Annotated in this window: 16 protein-coding genes; 13 read left to right on the top strand and 3 right to left on the bottom strand. The window is 66.1% G+C overall.

Annotation, left to right across the window (positions count from 1 at the left end; translation table 11 throughout):
* The first annotated feature begins 13 nt into the window (after window positions 1–13).
* The 12 genes from ACP156_RS18735 (at window position 14) to ACP156_RS18680 (ending at window position 11,644) form a co-directional block, all read left to right on the top strand.
* Window positions 14–1,126: a M42 family metallopeptidase gene (locus ACP156_RS18735; RefSeq protein WP_425052896.1), complete on the top strand. Its 1,113-nt coding sequence runs from the start codon at window positions 14–16 to the stop codon at window positions 1,124–1,126.
* Window positions 1,123–2,610, top strand: a complete 1,488-nt coding sequence (locus tag ACP156_RS18730; RefSeq protein WP_425052895.1) for an FGGY-family carbohydrate kinase — start codon at window positions 1,123–1,125, stop codon at window positions 2,608–2,610. The genes ACP156_RS18735 and ACP156_RS18730 overlap by 4 nt, the downstream gene beginning before the upstream one ends.
* Window positions 2,607–3,158 carry an SIS domain-containing protein gene (locus ACP156_RS18725; RefSeq protein WP_425052894.1) on the top strand — a complete coding sequence of 184 codons (552 nt, stop codon included), beginning with the start codon at window positions 2,607–2,609 and terminating at the stop codon, window positions 3,156–3,158. Before ACP156_RS18730 ends, ACP156_RS18725 begins: the two co-directional genes overlap by 4 nt.
* A 3-nt stretch (window positions 3,159–3,161) precedes the next feature.
* A complete protein-coding gene (locus ACP156_RS18720) occupies window positions 3,162–3,899 on the top strand; it encodes a creatininase family protein (protein ID WP_425052893.1) in 738 nt (245 codons plus the stop codon).
* A gap of 182 nt (window positions 3,900–4,081) precedes the next feature.
* Window positions 4,082–4,459, top strand: coding sequence for a fluoride efflux transporter CrcB (crcB, locus tag ACP156_RS18715; RefSeq protein ID WP_425052892.1), 378 nt, complete (start codon window positions 4,082–4,084; stop codon window positions 4,457–4,459).
* Entirely contained in the window at window positions 4,456–5,502 is a 1,047-nt protein-coding gene (locus tag ACP156_RS18710; RefSeq protein WP_425052891.1) for an RluA family pseudouridine synthase, read from the top strand. Before crcB ends, ACP156_RS18710 begins: the two co-directional genes overlap by 4 nt.
* On the top strand, window positions 5,499–6,179 hold the full coding sequence (locus ACP156_RS18705) for an HAD-IA family hydrolase (RefSeq protein WP_425052890.1): 681 nt from the start codon (window positions 5,499–5,501) through the stop codon (window positions 6,177–6,179). Before ACP156_RS18710 ends, ACP156_RS18705 begins: the two co-directional genes overlap by 4 nt.
* Complete coding sequence (locus ACP156_RS18700) at window positions 6,176–6,895, top strand: ATP12 family chaperone protein (protein ID WP_425052889.1); 720 nt, start codon at window positions 6,176–6,178, stop codon at window positions 6,893–6,895. Before ACP156_RS18705 ends, ACP156_RS18700 begins: the two co-directional genes overlap by 4 nt.
* A gap of 191 nt (window positions 6,896–7,086) precedes the next feature.
* Window positions 7,087–8,106: an amino acid ABC transporter substrate-binding protein gene (locus ACP156_RS18695; RefSeq protein WP_425052888.1), complete on the top strand. Its 1,020-nt coding sequence runs from the start codon at window positions 7,087–7,089 to the stop codon at window positions 8,104–8,106.
* Window positions 8,107–8,241: 135 nt separating this feature from the next.
* Window positions 8,242–9,510 carry an amino acid ABC transporter permease gene (locus ACP156_RS18690; protein ID WP_425052887.1) on the top strand — a complete coding sequence of 423 codons (1,269 nt, stop codon included), beginning with the start codon at window positions 8,242–8,244 and terminating at the stop codon, window positions 9,508–9,510.
* 1 nt (window position 9,511) lies between these two features.
* A complete protein-coding gene (locus ACP156_RS18685; RefSeq protein WP_425052886.1) occupies window positions 9,512–10,828 on the top strand; it encodes an amino acid ABC transporter permease in 1,317 nt (438 codons plus the stop codon).
* 12 nt (window positions 10,829–10,840) lie between these two features.
* Window positions 10,841–11,644, top strand: a complete 804-nt coding sequence (locus ACP156_RS18680) for an amino acid ABC transporter ATP-binding protein (protein ID WP_425052885.1) — start codon at window positions 10,841–10,843, stop codon at window positions 11,642–11,644.
* Window positions 11,645–11,812: 168 nt separating this feature from the next.
* Here ACP156_RS18680 and ACP156_RS18675 read toward each other — a convergent pair whose 3' ends face one another.
* Genes ACP156_RS18675 through argB form a run of 3 tightly spaced genes read right to left on the bottom strand, consistent with a single transcriptional unit; the run spans window position 11,813 to window position 13,837 of the window.
* A complete protein-coding gene (locus ACP156_RS18675; protein ID WP_425052884.1) occupies window positions 11,813–12,322 on the bottom strand; it encodes a SixA phosphatase family protein in 510 nt (169 codons plus the stop codon).
* Window positions 12,319–13,005 (bottom strand): ferredoxin, encoded by a 687-nt coding sequence (locus tag ACP156_RS18670; protein ID WP_425052883.1) that lies wholly within the window; start codon window positions 13,003–13,005, stop codon window positions 12,319–12,321. The genes ACP156_RS18675 and ACP156_RS18670 overlap by 4 nt, the downstream gene beginning before the upstream one ends.
* The gene (argB, locus tag ACP156_RS18665) at window positions 12,977–13,837 is read right to left on the bottom strand and encodes an acetylglutamate kinase (RefSeq protein ID WP_425052882.1); all 861 of its coding nucleotides are present in this window, start codon (window positions 13,835–13,837) and stop codon (window positions 12,977–12,979) included. The genes ACP156_RS18670 and argB overlap by 29 nt, the downstream gene beginning before the upstream one ends.
* A 102-nt stretch (window positions 13,838–13,939) precedes the next feature.
* Here argB and ttcA point away from each other — a divergent pair, with 102 nt between their 5' ends.
* Entirely contained in the window at window positions 13,940–14,809 is an 870-nt protein-coding gene (ttcA, locus tag ACP156_RS18660) for a tRNA 2-thiocytidine(32) synthetase TtcA (protein WP_425052881.1), read from the top strand.
* Window positions 14,810–14,841: the final 32 nt, after the last annotated feature.

Raw genomic sequence — 14,841 nt, 5'->3', positions numbered from 1 at the left:
AGGGAGGCCATCGATGTCCTCTGACATGCGCACCCGTCTGGAGCGGGACCTGACCGACCTGATGCTGATCCCGGGCCTGTCCGGCCACGAGGACCGCGTTCGCCGCGCCATCGCGGGCCGGCTTTCCAAGGTGGGTGTGAAGACCCGGTCCGACCGGTTGGGCAACCTTATTGCGACATTCGAGGGCGGTTTTGACGCGCCCACGGTGATGATCTTTACACATATGGACCAACTGGGGTTCATCGTCCGCAAGGTTGAGGATGACGGCATGATCCGGGTCGAGCGGCTTGGCGGAGTGCCGGAGCGGGCGCTGGCCTCGCAAGCAGTCATCCTGTGTACCGGCGCGGGCGACGTGCCCGGCATTATCTACAACAAGTCGCACCACGCCACCCAACCGGACGAGAAGTACACCGTCGCGAAAGCCCCGGACCTGCGGATCGACACCGGCCACGGGTCGAAGGCCGCGGTCGAGGCGGCGGGCATCCGTATCGGCACCCCGGTCGTCTACCGCCCCAACGTCCTGCCCATGGCGGACGGGCGTATCGCCGGGACCTCGGTCGATGACCGGGCGGGATGCGCCGTGCTTCTGGAACTGGCCCGCGCGCTGGCGGACCGCGTAGGTGGGCCGACCGTGCATGTCGTCTTTACCACGCAAGAAGAGTTCAACCTGCGCGGCGCGCAGGTGGCGGGGCAGGCGCTGAAGCCCGACATCGCGATCCAGATCGACCTGATGCTTGCCACCGACACGCCCGAGATGGCGGACAGGGGTGAAATGACCCTTGGTGGCGGGCCGGGTATTTCGCTGTATTCCTTCCACGGGCGCGGCACGCTGAACGGAGTCATCCCGCACCCCTCGGCAGTGCGCCTGTTCGAAGATGCCGCCGCCGATGAAGGTTTGCCCCTGCAACGCTCGGCGCAGGTCGGAGTTCTGACGGACCTGTCCTATATCCAGCTTGTCGGCGAAGGCGTTGTCGCAATCGATGTCGGTTTCCCGATGCGCTATTCGCATTCCAGTCTCGAAATGTGCGATCTGTCAGACCTTGAACAGCTTACACAGCTGCTGACCGCCGCCGTCGCGCGGATTGGGCCGGACTTCCCGCTGCTGCGAGACGGAGAGCCCGAATGACCTATACCCTCGGCGTTGATATCGGCACCTTCGAATCCAAGGGCGTCCTTGTGGACGGCGCCGGGGCCATCGTCGCACAGGCCACCGCCCCGCACGAGATGATCGTGCCGCGTCCCGGATGGGCCGAACACCGGGCGGACGAGGACTGGTGGGGCGACTTCGTCTCGATCACCCGCGAGTTGCTTGCCGGCTCTGGCATCGACCCGTCCGACATCGCCTGCGTCGCCACCTCTGCCATCGGCCCCTGCATGCTGCCGGTCGACGAAGAAGGGCGGCCGCTGATGAACGGCGTGCTCTATGGCGTCGACACCCGCGCCAGCGCCGAGATCGAGGACCTGACCGACAGCATCGGCGCCAGGGTGATCCTCGATCGCTGCGGCAATGCCCTGACTTCGCAGTCGGTCGGTCCGAAGATCCTCTGGCTCGCCCGCAACCGGCCCGAGATCTTCGCGAAGACCGCGAAGGTGCTGAACTCTACCAGCTACCTCAACTTCCGGCTGACCGGCGACTACACCATCGACCATTACACCGCCGCCAATTTCAGCCCCCTTTACGATGTGACCCGTTGCGACTGGACCGACGCGCTGGCGGATTTCCTGCCGCTCGACCGCCTGCCGCGCCTGCTGTGGTCGACCGAGATCGCGGGGCATGTGACCGAGGCGGCTGCCGCTGAAACGGGCCTTGCTCCGGGCACGCCGGTCACCGCCGGCACCATCGACGCCGCAGCCGAGGCGGTCAGCGTCGGCGTCCGCGCGCCCGGTGACATGATGATGATGTACGGCTCTACCGTCTTTATCATCGAGGTTACCGCGGACCGCGTCACCGACCCGCGCCTGTGGTACGCGCCTTGGCTTTACCCGGGCAGCCATGCCTCGATGGCGGGGCTTGCGACCTCGGGCACGCTGACGCACTGGTTCCGCGACCGCTTCGCGCGGGAACTGCCGCGGTCCGAGGCGTTTCCAGCCCTCGCCGCCGAAGCCGCCGAAAGCCCGCCGGGCGCGAACGGCCTGCTGATGCTGCCCTATTTCTCGGGCGAGCGGACACCGATCCACGACCCGCAGGCCAAGGGCGCTTTCTTCGGCCTGAACCTGACCCACTCCCGCGGCGATATGTACCGCGCCCTGATCGAGGGCATCGCCCACGGCACCGCGCATGTGTTCGACACCTACCGCGAGGCCGGGGCCGCGCCGAGCCGCGTGCTGGCGGTGGGCGGCGGGGTGAAGAACGCCACCTGGCTTCAGGCGACCTCTGACATCGGCGGTGTGCCGCAGGTGGTCTGCGACAAGACCGTGGGCGCGTCCTATGGCGACGCCTTCCTCGCGGCCTGCGCCGTGGGCCGCGCCGAACCGGATGACATCGACCGGTGGAACCCCGTCGCCCGCGACATCGCGCCCGAGACGCATGACATCTACGCGCGTCACCATCCGCTGTTCCTGAGGCTTTACGAGCAGACGAAGGACATCGCGTCGGAGCTGGGCGAATGAAGGGCGCCGACACCGCACTGGCGGAACTCGGCGCCGCGCTGTCCGGCATCGAACCGGCGCAGGTGGACACCGCCTGCGCACGCATCGCGGCTGCCGGTCGCATCGTGGTCTATGGGTGCGGGCGCGAGGGGCTGATGATGCGCGGGCTCGCGATGCGCCTCGCGCATCTCGGGCTGGACGCGCATGTGCAGGGCGAGATGGCGACGCCGCCCGTGGGCTCCGGCGACCTGTTCTTCGCCTCCGCCGGCCCGGGCGAGCTGTCGACCGTCACCGCGCTCATGCGGGTGGCGCGCGAGGCGGACGCCGAGGTCCTGCTGCTCACCGCAGAGCCCGCCACACCCTCGGCCGCGCTGGCCGACGCGGTGCTGGCGATCCCGGCGCAGACCATGGCACGCGACACCGGGGCAGGGGCCAGCGCCGTCCTGCCGATGGGTTCGGTCTTCGAGGGCGCGATGTTCCTGCTGTTCGAACTGATGGTGAACGATTTGCGCACCCGCCTTGGCGAAACGCCCGAGACCATGCGCGCCCGGCACACCAACCTGGAGTGATCCATGCGCTACGAACTGATGCTGCCCCACCAGATCCGCGCCGCCATCGCCGCGAACACGCCGGTCATCCTGCCGCTCGGCGTGCTCGAATACCACGGCGAGCACATGGCCGTCGGCATGGACACACTTGCCGTCACCCGCGTCTTCGACCGGCTGGAGCGGGAAATCGACCTCGTGATCCTGCCGCCCTTCACCTATGGCGCGGCCAGCCTCGCCGTCGCCGGGCCGGAAAGCGGCACCGTCCATGTGGATGCGGACCAATTCAAGCCTTTCGCCGAGGCGCTGTTCACCGGCCTTCTGCGCACCGGCTTCCGTAACATCCATGCCGTCGTGCACCACCAGACCGAGAACTTCGCCGCCGGCATGCCGACCGATCTCGCCTTCCGCTTCGCCGCGCGGCAGGCGCTGTTCCGCTTTCTCGAAGCCGAGCGCGGCGAGGGTTGGTGGGGCAAGGCCGAGATGGCGGACTACTACGCACAGCACGACGCCGGATCGGACCCGTTCAACTGGATCTCGGTGCACCCGCTGATGGATGAAAGCCTGACCGCACAGTACCCGTTCGACCATGCGGGCATCGGCGAGACCTCCTTGATGATGGCGCTCGCGCCGGAAGTGGTGGACGCCGCCCGGCTGGACGAGAACACCGCCTGGTACACCCAAAGCGCCCGCGACGCGTCGGCGGAGCTCGGCGAAAAAGGCGTCGGTCTGATCCTCGATCGTTGGCGCGCGCTCCTGACGTAAGCCGCCGATCTTCGCTTCTTCTCTTTCCAAATACCTCGGGGGAGTCGCTAAGCGACGGGGGCAGAGCCCCCTTTCTTCATATCTGAGCGCACCTCCGGTGCGACGGGGGCAGATCCCCAATCCCCCCATGAAACAAGCGGCCACGATTGACTCTTCCCCTTCAAGCCTCCAAGTGACCGCGCATGTTGCACACCCTTTCCATGGTCGCCCTCGGAGGCGCGGTCGGCGCGTCCGGCCGATACCTGACCGGCCTCGCCGCGATCCGGCTCATCGGGCCGGGTTTCCCTTGGGGCACGCTGATCGTCAACGTCGTCGGGTCCTTCCTGATGGGCGTGATCGTCGTCGCGCTGGCAGAGTTCAGCGCCAACCGGTTCGCGCCGCTTCTGATGACCGGCCTCCTGGGCGGGTTCACCACCTTCTCGGCCTTCTCGCTGGACGCGGTGACACTGTACGAGCGCGGCGCGCTGGGCACGGCGGCGCTTTACGTGATCGCCTCGGTGGTTCTGTCGCTGGGGGCGCTGTTCGCGGGTCTCGCCGTGGCGCGCGGGGTGGCGGCATGAGCGGCGTTCAGACACTGACCGTCGGCCCCGACGAGGGCGAACAGCGGCTCGACCGCTGGTTCCGCCGCCAGTTCCCGCATGTCCCGCAGGGCCGCATCGAGAAGATGTGCCGCAAGGGCGAGATCCGGGTCGACGGCGGGCGCGTGAAGACCTCGACCCGCGTCGGGCCGGGGATGCAGATCCGCGTCCCGCCGCTGCCCGAACCGGGAGAAGAGCCGACGCTGCCGGCACAGCCGAAGATGTCGGACAAGGATGCCGAGATGATCCGGTCCTGCGTGCTCTGGCGCGACGACTACATCATCGCGATCAACAAGCCGCCGGGTCTGCCCACGCAGGGCGGCAGCAAGCAGACGCGCCATGTCGACGGACTGTCCGAGGCGCTGCGGTTCGGTTATGACGAAAAGCCCCGGCTGGTGCACCGGCTGGACAAGGACACCTCGGGCGTCCTGCTGCTGGCGCGCACCCATGCGGTTGCTCAGGGGCTGACCGCCGCGATCCGTCACAAGCTGACGCGCAAGATCTACTGGGCGCTCGTCGCCGGTGTTCCGACGCCGTATCTGGGCGAGGTTCGCTATGGGCTTGTGAAGGCCGGCGGGCACGGCAAGGGCGGCGAGGGGGAGAAGATGCACGTGGTTCACCCGCGCGACATCGACAAGACGCCGGGCGCGAAACGGGCGGACACGCTGTATGCCACGCTCTACCGCGTCGCCAGCCGTGCAAGCTGGGTCGCGCTCGAGCCGATCACCGGCCGGACCCACCAGCTTCGCGCCCACATGGCCGCGATCGGCCACCCGATCATCGGTGACGGCAAGTACGGCGGGTCGGGGCAGGAGAACCTTGGCGACGGCTGGGGCGCGCAACTTGGCGGCATTATCTCGAAGAAGCTGCACCTGCACGCGCGGTCGATGACCTTCGAGCACCCGGTGACGCGGAAAGCCGTCACGGTGACCGCGCCGCTGCCCGAGCACATGGCGCAAAGCTGGGAGACGCTCGGCTGGACAGAGGATCTTGCCGCCGACGATCCGTTCGAGCAGGTGAAGTGAACGACCGGCTGAAACTGGTGATCTTCGACGTGGACGGGACTCTGGTCGAAGGAGAGCAGCACATCGTCACGGCGATGGCGCAGGCGTTTGCCGCGCACGGTTTGCCGCAGCCCGCGCCCGCCGATGTGCGCGCCGTGATTGGCCTGTCGGTCGAGATCGCCGTGTCGCGCCTGTCGCCCGGTCTCGACGAGGGAACCTGCGCCGCCATAGGCCGCGCTTACCGCGAAGCCTATCGCGACATCCGCCTGACGATGGGCGCCGCCGAGATGAGCCCGCTGTTTCCCGGCATCCGCGCCGTTCTGGACGACCTTGCTGCCGACCCTTGGACCCTGCTTGCGATTGCCACCGGCAAGTCGCGGCGCGGGCTGGATGCGCTGATCGAGGGGCACGGTCTGACCGGACTGTTCATCTCGACCCAGACCGCCGACGAACACCCGTCGAAACCGCATCCCGCGATGATCGCGGCTTGCCTTTCCGATGCGGGGGCGGAAGCGGGCGATGCGGTGATGATCGGCGACACGAGCTATGACATGGAGATGGCCCGCGCCGCTGGCGTCCGGTCCCTCGGTGTGACCTGGGGCGCGCATGCCGCCGACCGGCTGGCGGCGGACGCCCTCGTGCACCGGGTCGAGGACCTGCCCGGCGCTATCGGGGCCCTGCTTGGAGAACCCGCATGACGGAATGGAAAGCCCGCCGTTTCTGGAAACAGGTGACCGTCGAGCCGCGTGACGGTGGATACGGCGTGAAGCTGGACGACCGGCCCGTGAAGACCCCCGGCAAATCCGATCTCGCGGTGCCCAGCCGTGCGCTGGCCGAGGAGATCGCCGCCGAGTGGGCCGCTCAGGGCGAGGTGATCGCGCCGCTGACCATGCCGTTCACGCGCGCCGCCAACTCGGCCATCGAGAAGGTCACGCCCCAGCGCTTCGAGGTCGCCGAGATGTTGGCGGCCTACGGCGACAGCGACCTGACCTGCTACCGTGCCGGCGCACCCGAGGGTCTGGTGCAGCGGCAGGCCGAAGCGTGGGATCCGTTGATCGAATGGGCCGCCGAGACCTACGGGGCGCGGCTGATTCCCGTCGAAGGCGTGATGCACCAGCCCCAACCCGACGCCGCGCTTTCGGCTTTGTCGGCCGAGGTTCACCGCATGACCCCGTTCGAACTGACAGGCTTCCACGATCTCGTGTCCATATCGGGTTCGCTGCTGATCGGGCTGGCCGCGACTCGCGATCTGCTTGCGGTGGAAGAGCTGTGGAAAAGATCGCGCGTGGACGAGACTTTTCAGGAAGAACAGTGGGGTGTCGACGAGGAGGCAGCCGAACTCGCAGCGGCAAAGCGCACCGATTTTCTCAGGGCGCACAGGTTCTTTCACCTGTTGTCCGGCGAGTGCCATTAAAAACTGCGCCTGACGAAAAATCAGGCTGTTGACCCCTTTCTTTCGTCCACAGCAGCCTTGACCTTCCAGTCAATTCTCGACCACACTCCCTCGCGTTGAGGGGGGTTCTCTGCCTTCACATGATCTCAATCCGGCCAAAGGGCCGGGAGAAACGCCCGACGGGAAGGGCGGTAACTCAGGAAGAGGTAAACATGAAAAAATCCGTATTTCTTGGCGCACTAACCGTCGCCGGCATGGCTGCTGGCGTGGCCTCGGCCGCAACGGTTGACGACGTCAAGGCCCGCGGCACGCTGAACTGCGGCGTGGCGACCGGTGTGCCCGGTTTCGCTGCGCCCGACGCCAACGGGGAATGGCAGGGCTTCGACGTCGCCGTCTGCCGTGCCGTTGCTGCCGCCGTGCTGGGCGACCCGACTGCCGTTGAATTCGTTCCGACCACCGGCAAGACCCGTTTCACCGCGCTTGCGTCGGGTGAAATCGACATGCTGGCCCGGAACACCACCTGGACCTTCTCGCGCGACGTGGACCTCAAGTTCACCTTCGTCGGCGTGAACTACTACGACGGTCAGGGCTTCATGATTCCGAAAGAGCTGGGCGTGACCTCGGCCAAGGAACTTGATGGAGCCACCGTCTGCATCCAGACCGGCACCACCACCGAGCTCAACCTCGCGGACTTCTTCCGTGTGAACAACATGAGCTACGAGCCGGTTCCGATCGAAACCAACGCCGAAGCCCAGCAGCAGTACCTTGCCGGTGCCTGCGACGTGTACACCACCGACGCTTCTGGCCTCGCCGCGACCCGCGCCACCTTCGAGACCCCGGCCGATCACGTGATTCTGCCGGAAATCATCTCGAAAGAGCCGCTGGGCCCGCTGGTGCGCCACGGTGACGACGAGTGGGGCGACATCGTCCGCTGGACGCTGAACGCGCTGATCGCCGCCGAAGAATACGGCGTGACCTCGGCCAACCTGTCGGACATGGCTTCGGCCGCCACCGACAACCCCGAGATCAACCGTCTGCTCGGCACCGAGGGCAACCTCGGCGAGATGCTGGGCCTCGACGCCGACTGGGCCGTGAAGGCTCTGGGCGTCGCCGGCAACTACGGCGAGATCTTCGAGAAGAACATCGGTGAGTCCACCCCGATCGGTCTGGCCCGCGGCCTGAACGCTCAGTGGACCAACGGCGGCCTGCTCTACGCACCGCCGTTCCGGTAACACGGACACGGCGAAGGGCGCGGGTCAAACCGCGCCCTTCTGCCATATAACAACAAGAATAAGCCGCACCCGCAGTTCCAGGAACGCCGATAACGGCGTCGGGAGGAGAGGCCGCGGGGCAAACAGGGGAATTTCATGACGACCTTGACGGACCCACCACGGGAGTCGTTCAGGCTGAGCATGCTGATCTATGACACCCGGTATCGTTCTCTGACGATCCAGGTTGTCGCGATGATCGGCTTCATGCTGCTCGCCGCCTGGCTCATCAACAACACGCTCGCCAACCTGAACACGCTCGGGAAACCGATCGAGTTCGGCTTCTTTGCCGAGCCCGCCGGGTATGACATCAACCAGATTCTTGTCGAGTACAACAACCAGGACTCGCACCTTCGTGCGGCGTTTGTCGGGTTGCTGAACACGCTTCTGGTCGCGTTCCTCGGCTGTATCACGGCGACCATCGTCGGTGTCCTCGTGGGTGTCCTGCGCCTGTCCAACAACTGGCTGGTCGCGCGCATCATGACCGTCTACGTCGAGATGTTCCGCAACGTTCCGGTCCTGCTGTGGATCGTGCTGGCGATGGCGGTGCTGATCGAAAGCCTTCCGGCGCCAAGCGCGTTCCGGGGTGACGAGCCCGAAGCGACGATGAAGCTGTTCGACACCGTCGCGATCACGAACCGCGGCGTCTATGTCCCCGAACCGCTGTTCTCGCGCTCGCTGGGCAACTTCCACCTGTTCGGAAACTCGCCGCTGAGGTTCGACGTCTCGCTGGACCTGATCGTCATCCTTGCGGTGCTGATTGCCAGCATCTTCGGAATGCGCACGATGTCGGCCCGCGCCAACCGCATCCAGGAATCGACAGGCGTCCGGCCGAAGACGTGGCACATCAACCTGGGCATCCTGATCGTACCGATGGTGATCGTGCTGGCGCTGCTGGGCTTCCACCTTGGATACCCGGAACTGCGCGGCTTCAACTTCGGCGGCGGTACGCACCTGCGGAACTCGCTGATCGCCCTGTGGCTGGCGCTGTCGCTCTATACCGCGGCCTTCATCGCCGAGATCGTCCGGGGCGGCATCCTTGCCATCTCGCGCGGCCAGACCGAGGCGGCGAACGCCCTTGGCCTGCGTCCGGGCAAGACGATGCGGCTGGTGATCCTGCCGCAGGCGCTGCGGGTCATCATCCCGCCGCTGATCTCGAACTACCTGAACCTGACCAAGAACTCGTCGCTGGCGATTGCCGTGGGCTACATGGACATCACCGGTACGCTGGGCGGGATCACGATGAACCAGACGGGTCGCGAGCTGGAATGCGTGCTGCTTCTGATGCTCGTCTACCTTGTCATCTCGCTGCTCATCTCGGGCGTGATGAACTGGTACAACAACCGTGTGAAGCTGGTGGAGCGGTGACATGAGCGATACGCATGAAGAAACCATCCGTTTCGTCCGCGACAGCATGCTGCCCCAGCAAGAGCCGCCGGCGTCGTCCGTCGGCGCCATCGGCTGGGCGCGGGCGAACCTGTTCTCGGGGCCGGTCAACACGGTTCTGACGATCATCTCGCTGGCGTTCATCGCCTATGTGCTGGCCGGGGTTCTGCCCTGGGTGTTCCAGTCGGTCTGGACCGCGGATTCGCTGAACGAATGCCGCGAGATCATGCAGGCCACGTGGGGCGAGACCCACGGCCACGCCTGCTGGGCGGTAATCAACGAGCGTTGGCTGCAGCTGCTGTTCGGGTTCTATCCGTCCGAGCTGTACTGGCGCCCGATCCTTGCCTTCGTCCTGCTGCTGGTGGCCGTTGCGCCGGTGCTGTTCCCGTGGGCGCCCAACAAGCTTCTGTGGGTCACGGCGGCTTATCCCTTCGTGATGCCGTGGCTGATGTGGGGCGGCACCATCTGGGGGCCGATCTGCGTCGCCATCGGCTTTGCGATCCTGTTCTTCGGCGCGCAGTTCCTTGCGTCGCGCATCGGATCGCTGGCGGGACTGATCGTGGCGGTCGTCGCGGCGCTGATCTGGTGGCTGTTCATCGTGGGTCCGCTTTCGGGCGAACTGGGCCAGGCGATGAACATCGGGCTTGAACCCGTCGCCTCGCGCAACTTCGGCGGCTTCATGCTGTCGATCCTGATCGGCGTCGTCGCCATCGGCTGCTCGCTTCCCATCGGGATCGTGCTGGCGCTGGGCCGCCAGTCGGACCTGCTGATCGTCAAGGCGATCTGCGTGGGCTTCATCGAGTTCATCCGGGGCGTGCCGCTGATCACCCTGCTGTTCGTGGCCTCGACGCTGCTGAACATCTTCATGCCGCCGGGCACCAACTTCGACATCATCCTGCGGGTGATGATCATGGTGACGCTGTTCGCCGCGGCCTACATGGCCGAGGTGATCCGCGGCGGCCTGGCCGCGCTTCCCAAGGGCCAATACGAAGGCGCCGACAGTCTTGGTCTCGACTACTGGCAGTCGCAGCGGCTGATCATCATGCCGCAAGCGCTGAAGATCTCGATCCCGGGGATCGTGTCGACCTTCATCGGGGTGTTCAAGGACACCACGCTGGTGTCGATCATCGGCCTGCTCGACCCGCTCGGGCTGTCGAACTCGATCCGCTCTGACTCGGCGTGGAACGGCATCTACTGGGAGCTGTTCGCCTTCATCGCCTTCCTGTTCTTCATCTTCTGTTTCTCGATGTCGCGCTACTCGATGTATCTCGAGCGCCGGCTCAAGACGGACCACCGGTAAGGAGACCTCTCTATGACCGAAATTCACAACGAACCCGTCATGGACCGCGCGGTCGACAAGAGCCACATGAAGGTCTCGGACGAGGTCGCGATCCAGATCACCGACATGAATAAGTGGTACGGCACGTTCCACGTTCTGCGGGACATCAACCTGACCGTCTACCGGGGCGAGCGGATCGTGATCTGCGGACCCTCCGGTTCGGGCAAGTCGACCCTGATCCGCTGCATCAACCGTCTGGAGGAACACCAGGCGGGGCAGATCGTGGTGGACGGGACCGAGCTGACGTCGGACCTGAAGAACATCGACAAGATTCGGTCCGAGGTCGGGATGTGCTTCCAGCACTTCAACCTGTTCCCGCACCTCACGATCCTGGAAAACTGCACGCTGGCGCCGATCTGGGTTCGCAAGATCCCCAAGAAGGAAGCCGAAGAGACGGCGATGCACTACCTGGAAAAGGTGAAGATCCCCGACCAGGCCAACAAGTACCCCGGCCAGCTGTCGGGCGGCCAGCAGCAGCGGGTCGCCATCGCGCGGTCGCTGTGCATGAAGCCGCGGATCATGCTGTTCGACGAACCGACCTCGGCGCTGGACCCCGAGATGATCAAAGAGGTTCTCGACACCATGATCGAGCTCGCGGAAGAGGGCATGACCATGCTCTGCGTCACGCACGAGATGGGCTTCGCGCAGGCGGTGGCGAACCGGGTGATCTTCATGGACCAGGGCCAGATCGTCGAACAGAACGAGCCCAAGGAGTTCTTCAACAACCCGCAGTCCGACCGGACCAAGCTGTTCCTCAGCCAGATCCTCGGCCACTGAGCGCGGCGGGCATGACATTCAGGGCCTCCGGCATTGCCGGGGGCCTTTTTCTTTTGGCGCGCCCGCGCCGCCTTCTTTGGTCCGCAAATATCCTGGGGGAGGCCCGCAGGGCCGGGGGCAAAGCCCCCAACGGCGGCCGTGTCGAGGGCCATCCGTCCGCCGGACGTCTTAGCCTTCCAGATCGGCGGGCGCGGTGAAATCCACCACGCTTCCCATGCCGGGCGCCAGTTCGTTCCACCCGTCGGCATCGAAGTCGGCCACGAGCGTCGCGCAGGTCGGGTAGTCGTGGAACCGCTTGTGCTGGGGCGGGATCGCCACGATGGCCGAGGCGAATTGCGAGATGCCGGGATTGTGGGCCAGTAGCAGGACGTTGCGGGCGCCCTTTGCACCGCGCAGCGCCTTCAGGATCGCGCCGGGGCCGGCGAGGTACAGGGCCGGTGTCCACTCGATCCGGCCCGGCGGCGGCAGGTGGCCTTTCATCCGCTCCCACGTTTCCTGTGTGCGGATCGCGTCCGACGACAGCACGAGATCGGGAAGATAGCCCTTTTCGGCCAGCCAGCCGCCGACCGCCTCTGCGGCGCGTTTGCCGCGTTTGTTGAGGGTGCGGGCATGGTCCGACAGCTCGGGGTCGTCCCAGCTTGACTTGGCATGGCGGGTCAGGATCAGGCGCAGGGTCATCCGTGAAAGGCTCTCATGTGGAACCCCGACTGGCCCGGCAGACGTCCGTATCGCGCGGACACCGGGCAGGCGCGTCGCACCGCGCATCCGTTGTCCATGCAATCCCTGCCGTCCGGCCCGTCGAGGAATCGATGGCATGCCTCAAGATCGTAGCCAGCCGGGGTCAGCGCGCCAACCGGGCAGGCGGTCGCGCAAGGCTGGCCCTGGCAGGTGTTGCAGGGCCGTTGCGGGGTGGGCGGCAGCGGCAGGCGCTGGCGCAGGGCCAGCGCGCCACGGTAGGACACCATCAGCCCGGCCCGGTCGTGGACCAGAAGCTGCACCGGGGATGGCCATGCCCGCCCGCTGCGCTCGGCCCAGCGGATGAACGGGCGCCATGGCGGGCCGCCGAAGGGGAACAGGGCCGTCGCCCCGGTCGCGACCGCGATGTCCCCGATCACGCGCGTCGACCAGCGGTCCATCGGATCCGCACGGCCGTCCGCGAACTCGGGCTCGGTGCTTGCATGGGGCCAGAAGCCCGGCTCGCGCGGGCCAAGCAGCAGGATCGTCCCCGTCCCCTCGGGCGCGTCGTCATCCGGTTCCGGGTGGAAGGCGCCGAACACCTCGAGGCAGGCCGCCGCAAGCCGCCCGGCCAGATCGCCCGGCAGGGCGAGCCCGTCAGCCGCGGATGAGGGTGCCCGCGCCATGCTCGGTGAACAGTTCCAGCAGGCAGGCATTGGGCGCGCGTCCGTCAAGGATCACCACGCCACGCACGCCCGCCGCCATTGCGGCCAGGGCGGTCTCGGTCTTGGGGATCATGCCGCCGGCGATAACGCCGTCGTCGGTCAGCTGGCGCACCTCGGCGGCGGTCAGCTGGGTCAGGACGTTGCCCTCGCCGTCCTTCACGCCGGCGACGTCGGTCAGCAGCAGCAGCCGGTCGGCCTTCAGCCCACCGGCGATCGCGCCGGCGGCGGTGTCGCCGTTGACGTTGTAGGTCTCGCCCGCGCGGCCGGTGCCGATGGGCGCGACCACGGGAATGATGTTCGACGAATGTAGCTGGCGGATCAGGGTCGGGTCGACCTCGACCGGCTCGCCCACGAAGCCCAGCGACGCGTCGGCAGGATCGCAGACCATCATGTTGGCGTCCTTGCCCGACAGGCCGACCGCACGGCCGCCTTCATCGTTGATCGCCTGCACGATCCGCTTGTTGACCCGGCCGGACAGCACCATCTCGACCACCTCGACGGTGGCCTCGTCGGTGACGCGCTTGCCGCGGACGAATTCGCTTTGGATATCCAGCCGCTTCAGCATGTCGTTGATCATCGGGCCGCCGCCGTGCACCACGACCGGGCGCACGCCAACCTGTTGAAGCAGCACGATATCGCGGGCAAAGCTTGCCATCGCCGCCTGATCGCCCATGGCGTTGCCGCCGAACTTGATGACGACCGTCGCGCCGGAATAGCGCTGCAGGTAGGGCAGCGCCGTGTTCAGGGTGCGTGCGGTCACGATCCAGTCGGGGTTCATCTGGCGGGTTTTCATGCTGTCTCCCTCGTTGTCGTCCCTGTTAAGCGTGATCCGGAGGCGGCTCAAGCCCTGCCGAGATTGCCTTTGCACCCCGCGCAAGCTAGGAGAGCGGCCATCATGCTAGACGAATCCGACGACATCCATCCGCTCTTTGCCGGCGCGCCCGCGACCACGGAGTTCAAGAAACTCCGCAAGCGGATCGTGCGCGATACGCGGGATGCCATCGAGAAATACGGCATGATCGAGCGCGGCGCCCGCTGGCTGGTTTGTCTGTCGGGCGGCAAGGACAGCTATACGCTGCTTGCGGTGCTGCACGAGTTGCAGTGGCGTGGACTGCTGCCGGTCGATATCCTGGCCTGCAATCTTGATCAGGGTCAGCCGGGTTTCCCGGCGACGGTGCTGCCCGAGTTCCTGCAGGCCAAGGGTGTGCCGCACCGGATCGAGTATCAGGACACCTATTCCATCGTGATGGACAAGGTGCCTCAGGGCCGGACCTACTGCGCTTTGTGTTCCCGTCTGCGCCGTGGCAACCTGTACCGCATCGCGCGCGAGGAAGGCTGTTCCGCCGTCGTGCTGGGCCACCATCGCGACGATATTCTCGAGACCTTCTTCATGAACCTGTTCCACGGCTCGCGGCTGGCCACGATGCCTCCGAAGCTGGTGAACGAGGAAGGCGACCTGTTCGTCTATCGCCCGCTGGCCTACGTGGCCGAGGCCGATTGCGAGAAGTTCGCGCGCGCGATGAATTACCCGATCATCCCTTGCGATCTGTGCGGCTCGCAGGACGGGCTGCAACGGATGCAGGTCAAGGCGCTGTTGGACCAGTGGGAGAAGAACCACCCGGGCCGCCGACAAAAGATGTTCCGCGCCCTGATGAATGCGCGGCCGTCGCATCTGCTGGACCCGGGCCTGTTCGATTTCGCCGGGCTAATGCGGGAGCCTAGCGCATTCGATGAAAATGCGCCGGAAGTTCCCAAGCTTTCTTAACCTGACGCACAGGCCGCTTTCCTAACCTGCCC

The sequence above is a fragment of the Psychromarinibacter sp. S121 genome, from assembly GCF_049801035.1.
Taxonomy (GTDB): domain Bacteria; phylum Pseudomonadota; class Alphaproteobacteria; order Rhodobacterales; family Rhodobacteraceae; genus Psychromarinibacter.
The sequence above is the reverse complement of the archived record's forward strand: the minus strand, read 5'-3'. Positions and strand labels throughout refer to the sequence as shown.

Excerpts from the sequence above, each read along its gene's own strand:
- crcB (WP_425052892.1), top strand. The coding sequence starts at position 4,082 with ATGTTGCACACCCTTTCCATGGTCGCCCTCGGAGGCGCGGTCGGCGCG.
- ACP156_RS18725 (WP_425052894.1), top strand. The coding sequence starts at position 2,607 with ATGAAGGGCGCCGACACCGCACTGGCGGAACTCGGCGCCGCGCTGTCC.
- ACP156_RS18695 (WP_425052888.1), top strand. The coding sequence starts at position 7,087 with ATGAAAAAATCCGTATTTCTTGGCGCACTAACCGTCGCCGGCATGGCT.
- ACP156_RS18670 (WP_425052883.1), bottom strand. The coding sequence starts at position 13,005 with ATGGCGCGGGCACCCTCATCCGCGGCTGACGGGCTCGCCCTGCCGGGC.
- ACP156_RS18735 (WP_425052896.1), top strand. The coding sequence starts at position 14 with ATGTCCTCTGACATGCGCACCCGTCTGGAGCGGGACCTGACCGACCTG.
- ACP156_RS18720 (WP_425052893.1), top strand. The coding sequence starts at position 3,162 with ATGCGCTACGAACTGATGCTGCCCCACCAGATCCGCGCCGCCATCGCC.
- ACP156_RS18685 (WP_425052886.1), top strand. The coding sequence starts at position 9,512 with ATGAGCGATACGCATGAAGAAACCATCCGTTTCGTCCGCGACAGCATG.
- ttcA (WP_425052881.1), top strand. The coding sequence starts at position 13,940 with ATGCTAGACGAATCCGACGACATCCATCCGCTCTTTGCCGGCGCGCCC.
- ACP156_RS18710 (WP_425052891.1), top strand. The coding sequence starts at position 4,456 with ATGAGCGGCGTTCAGACACTGACCGTCGGCCCCGACGAGGGCGAACAG.
- argB (WP_425052882.1), bottom strand. The coding sequence starts at position 13,837 with ATGAAAACCCGCCAGATGAACCCCGACTGGATCGTGACCGCACGCACC.
- ACP156_RS18680 (WP_425052885.1), top strand. The coding sequence starts at position 10,841 with ATGACCGAAATTCACAACGAACCCGTCATGGACCGCGCGGTCGACAAG.
- ACP156_RS18730 (WP_425052895.1), top strand. The coding sequence starts at position 1,123 with ATGACCTATACCCTCGGCGTTGATATCGGCACCTTCGAATCCAAGGGC.
- ACP156_RS18690 (WP_425052887.1), top strand. The coding sequence starts at position 8,242 with ATGACGACCTTGACGGACCCACCACGGGAGTCGTTCAGGCTGAGCATG.
- ACP156_RS18675 (WP_425052884.1), bottom strand. The coding sequence starts at position 12,322 with ATGACCCTGCGCCTGATCCTGACCCGCCATGCCAAGTCAAGCTGGGAC.
- ACP156_RS18700 (WP_425052889.1), top strand. The coding sequence starts at position 6,176 with ATGACGGAATGGAAAGCCCGCCGTTTCTGGAAACAGGTGACCGTCGAG.